Consider the following 411-nt stretch of genomic DNA (forward strand, 5'->3'; position numbering starts at 1 on the left):
TTTGCATCTTGGCGTCGATTTCCTTGTCGCAGAAGCCGGCGATGTTGATCGAGGCGTCCGAACCTTCGCGGAAAGAGGCGCAGCTGAACAGGATGTTCAGGAAGTCCGAAGCCGCCGGATAGTCCTTGTACCACTGGGTGACGGACATCTGCACCTTGTTGTTGGTGTTCTGGATGTAGGTGAACTGGATGTTCGACGAGATCGGCTTGACGTCGGCGACATAGCCGATGCTGGTCAGCACGCTCTGCAGATAGACGCCGATGGAGCGCGAAATGGCGGTGTCCTCGACGATGATCGTCACCTTCTGGCCCTTGGTGCCGGAGTCCTCGACGAGCTGCTTTGCCTTGTCGAGGTCGGGGGCCGACCATTTGGCGCCCGGATTCTTGGTGAAGGGGCAATAGTCTTCATGGC

Annotated in this window: 1 protein-coding gene; it reads right to left on the bottom strand. The window is 58.2% G+C overall.

Annotated features, from left to right (window positions below):
* A partial coding sequence (locus tag EN925_RS39365) for an ABC transporter substrate-binding protein (RefSeq protein ID WP_245487500.1) occupies nucleotides 1–411 on the bottom strand: 411 nt, incomplete at both ends.

Origin of the sequence: Mesorhizobium sp. M7A.F.Ca.US.006.04.2.1 (genome assembly GCF_004022915.1) — a bacterium.
In the GTDB taxonomy this organism is placed as follows: domain Bacteria; phylum Pseudomonadota; class Alphaproteobacteria; order Rhizobiales; family Rhizobiaceae; genus Mesorhizobium; species Mesorhizobium ciceri.